This window comes from Bacteroides sp. CAG:189 (assembly GCF_000432295.1).
In the GTDB taxonomy this organism is placed as follows: Bacteria; Bacteroidota; Bacteroidia; order Bacteroidales; family Bacteroidaceae; genus Bacteroides; species Bacteroides salyersiae.
The window spans coordinates 47,409-51,846 of sequence record NZ_HF990986.1; the positions used below are offsets into that span (position 1 = coordinate 47,409).

Annotated in this window: 2 protein-coding genes; one reads left to right on the top strand and one right to left on the bottom strand. The window is 36.8% G+C overall.

Features of this window, described 5'->3' with window-relative positions:
• Nucleotides 1-1,097 precede the first annotated feature (1,097 nt).
• The gene (locus QVP90_RS01420; RefSeq protein WP_021935482.1) at nt 1,098-3,641 is read left to right on the top strand and encodes an outer membrane beta-barrel family protein; all 2,544 of its coding nucleotides are present in this window, start codon (nt 1,098-1,100) and stop codon (nt 3,639-3,641) included.
• A gap of 174 nt (nt 3,642-3,815) precedes the next feature.
• Here the strand turns inward: QVP90_RS01420 and QVP90_RS01425 are convergent, their stop codons facing one another.
• Nucleotides 3,816-4,223, bottom strand: a complete 408-nt coding sequence (locus QVP90_RS01425) for a hypothetical protein (protein ID WP_005927023.1) — start codon at nt 4,221-4,223, stop codon at nt 3,816-3,818.
• Between the last annotated feature and the right edge of the window lie 215 nt (nt 4,224-4,438).

Here is a 4,438-nt window from a genome sequence, read left to right on the forward strand (position 1 = left end):
TCAGCAGGAACACCATCTGTGGTAAAGATCAGACTTGTAGGAGAAACTTCTAGAAAAGGAGCTTCTGTGTCATCATTGTCATCGACACAACTTACAAAAGTTGCTGTGGCAATCAGGAGTATTGTCCCAAAAAACAACTTCAGAAAATTTAGATTCTTCATTGATGTTAAAAAATAAAAGTTAATATTCGTGGCATATAATATATATTTTTTGCCACAATTGAGTAGGCAAAGATATATTATTAAGCTGAATAAACAAAGGTTAGTAATCCTATTTTATATTACATTTTGGTTAATTTTTTGCTGTAAAACATGTAAAAGACTGAGGCAAAGTGACTATTTGATAATGTCTCTCCTGTGATTACTCTATATTGTGTATAACAAATGAAAAAACAAAAGGTTTTTATTTCTTGAAGATGTTCATTATTGCTTGACTTTTTCTGTTTTTTTAGTCATATGGTTGTATTCTTTTATTTTTATTGAAAATAAAGTTTTTGATATAGAAAATAGAAGAGAGTGTCTGATTGCCGAATAGGATTCTTGCGCCTTTTTTTGTCTTTATTTATTGTTGCTTTCTAAGTGAGGAATATTGCTGTAGTAGTCCTTTTGGTTATGAAAATGTGATACAAATAATGAAATGGATAATTGCTTGGTTATTAGTTCTTTATGTTGGTGCCGTTTTCCTCTATGAGAAAGAGGGTGAAACTCGTAGAGAAACGACTCGTTCCTCTACGACCAACGGGATGTCTCTCTACGACCAATAGATCGAGTATTTCGTTTAATGAGACAAATGTTATTGAAGAAAACTATTGTCCTCTCTTGTATTTGTTTGATTAAATTGTTTTTTTTATTCTTATTTCCCTTAGTTTGAAGTTTGCATATTATACGTAGAAAATGGACTTTACGTCATATTTTGGTAAGGGTGCTACTTTGATAATTATTTTAACTTGTTTTTTAAGGACTCTTTTTTTATTCCTTTTTGTCTTTCTTAACTCCGAAAATTTCGTATCGGAGGATAAAGGCTCTACTTTTGTCAAAACCTTGTAACAAAACATATGATTTTTCGTCTTATAGACTATAAACTTCAACAAAGACAATATGAAAGGCAAACTACTACTATTGATGTTGCTTATTGCATCTTGTGCAAGTTATGCACAAAACACGACTACCTCTTCTTATATAGTAAAAGGTATCCTCGTCGATTCACTGACTCTGGAGGGGGAACCCTATGCTACTATTAAAATAGTGGAGAAAAAAGCTCCGGATAAAGCGGTGAAAATGGCTGTAACCGATATGCAGGGAAATTTTAAAGAGAAAATGAATGCTCAGCCGGGGATGTATGTTATTACAATTACTTCGATTGGGAAAAGCACCGTCACTAAAGATTTTGAAGTGAAATCGGGTGAGAAAGAAGTAGATCTGGGAACTTTGTATACTTCGGAGGCTACCAATGAGTTGGGAAGCGTTGAGATTGTGGCTCAAAAACCGTTGGTTAAAGCGGATATTGATAAAATAGAATATAATGTGCAGGATGATCCGGATTCAAAAACCAATACTGTACTGGAAATGCTTCGTAAGGTTCCTTTAGTGACGGTAGACGGGGAAGACAATATTAAGGTAAACGGTAGCAGCAGTTTTAAGATTCATGTGAACGGTAAGCCGGATAATATGATGAGCGATAATCCGGTAGACGTTCTTAAAAGTATGCCGGCTAATACGATTAAACACATTGAAGTGATAACTAACCCCGGTGCAAAATACGATGCTGAGGGAGTTGGTGGAATTCTTAATATTGTGACAGTAGGTGGTAGCGGTTTTAAAGGTTATGCGGCTACTTTTACCGGAAATGGCAGCAATACCGGTGGTGGAGGAAGCTTGTACACTACTATTAAGAAAGATAAACTGACGTTGTCGGCACGTTATAATTATAATGCAAATAATTCTCCTCGAAGTTATTCCAGTTCCACACAGCGTCAGACGCAAACTATATCCGAGGGAAAGCAGGAAGAAACAGTGATTCAGTCCGAAAGTTCCAGTAAGGGAAAGAACCGTTTTCAGAGTGGTAATTTGGAAGCCAGTTATGAAATAGATACTTTACGGTTGATAACAATGGGTTTTGGTATGTATGGTGGAAATAATGATGGGACGGGTTACGGTGAGACGGTGATGAAGAATGCCGATCCTGCTTTTTCGGGAGTACCCTACTATTCTTATGAAAGTGATAATGAGAATGATGGTTCATGGTATTCCGTTCGCGGCAATATCGATTATCAGCGTACTTCCCGTAAACTTAAAGATCGTATGTTTACCCTTTCTTATAAGATAAATGCAAGGCCGAGTACCTCTAACTCACGGTATGGTTATACGCTTAATCATGTAGAGCCGGGCTGGGAAGACTACGTGAATAAGACACTTGCCGGTCAACGTTCTGATGGGAAACAGAATAGTTCGGAGCATACTTTTCAGGCTGATTATACTACCCCTATTGCAAAAATTCATACGCTTGAAACGGGGTTGAAATATATTATTCGTAATAATCATAGCGATAACAACCGTTATGATAAAGATGAAAATTATGATGAGGACAGAAGTAGCCATTATAAACATTTGAATGATATTTTGGCGGCATATGTCAGTTATGGTATTAAGGTGAAGAAGTTTTCGGGTCGTGCCGGTGTGCGTTATGAAAGAACAATGCAGGATGTGAAATATACAGAGAAGCCGGAGCAGAGTTTTGATGCGGATTTCAACGATTGGGTGCCTTCTGCCAGTTTGGGATTTAAAATTACGGACATGTCGAATATTCGTTTGGGATATAATATGCGTATCTGGCGTCCCAGTATCTGGTTTTTGAATCCTTACTTGAATGATTCGAATCCGGCTCATGTCACTCAGGGAAATGCTTCATTGGAAAGTGAGAAAAGTCATGCTTTTAATCTGAGTTACAGTAACTTTACGCAGAAATTTAATATAAATATGTCTTTGAACTACTCGTTTAATAATAATGGTATAGAGCGGGTGACCAGTTTGATGAATGATAAAGATATTCCCGGCTTAACCAGCCACACAGGTAAGGAGGTGCTTTATTCCACTTATCAGAATATAGGTAAAAGCAGCTATTTGGGTTTGAGTGGCTATGTCAATTGGAATGCTTCTCCGAAAACTCGTGTATATCTTAATCTTTGGGGAGATTATTCACGCTTAAAGAGTCCGTCTCAGAATTTGGAAAATAGTGGCTGGAGTGTATTTGCTTATGGTGGTGTACAGCAAACTTTGCCATTGGATATCCGTCTTAGCGTGAATTTGATGGGTAGCACTCCGTATATCTCTCTACAAGGTAAGGGTAGCAGTTACTATGACTACAGTGTGAGTGTCAACCGTTCTTTTCTCAAAGAAAAACGATTGACAGTGAGTGCTTTTGCCGGTAATTTCTTCAAAAAATACATGAAAAATAAGAATACGCTGACTGGTGATGACTTTTGGCAGGAAAGCACTTCGCGTTATTCGCGCCAACGTTTTGGGGTTAGTGTGAGTTACCGGATCGGTGAGTTAAAAGCCAGTGTGAAGAAAGCTGCCCGTTCTATTGAGAATGATGATGTGAAAGGCGGCGAAGGTGGTGGAGGCCAGGGTGGCTCGAATTAAAGAATGCGAACTGTGCCCTAAAAGTAAGACAAGACATAAAACTTTTAGGGCGCAGCTCAAATTAGGAACGTGGGCGATTTTTTTATTTATATGAGTCTTGATGCACTTGCTGTTCTCTTCTGTCCGCTCGTTATTTCTTTAAATACAAAATGAAAATCAGAGTTCTCGGATTATTTAGCCTTGAGTGGTAGGTGAAGTGCGAATTTGTTCTTCTTTCTGCACATTTGTTTTTTTTGCCATTTCAAATTTTATTTTCAACTCCGTCTTTTCCTCTATTAGCTTTTCTATTTTCAAATCTTTCTCCCGCAGGTATTGTATTAATTCCGTTAATGACGGGCTGTTCTCTGTTTTTGCAGTTGTTTCCTGTTTAATCATCTCTCCTTTTCCGGTAATTAGCCATTCTGCATTTATCCAAGTAAATGTTTGAAGTATTTTAGCAAGGATGTCAAATCCCGGTTTATTTCTCCTTTGTACAACAATTCCTCTAATTGTTTGGTCTACAACCCCTATTTTCTTGGCAAATGAGGATACGTTAAGGCCGGCATAGTCTATTATTTCTTGTAATCTATCAATTATATCCATAGTTTATTAAAAAAATAATCAATTAATTGTTTTGAAGTTTCAAATAAATGTTTGATATTTGTGCCGTAATACGGCTATAATACGGCTAAGTTACTAAAAAAACAGCATTGATAGTGCATGTTGCGCGACTTTTAAATGATTGATAAGTAAGAGTTTGAAGACGGAATTGTACACAAATAGATAGCATATGGAACTTAGTGTTTAATAATATATTA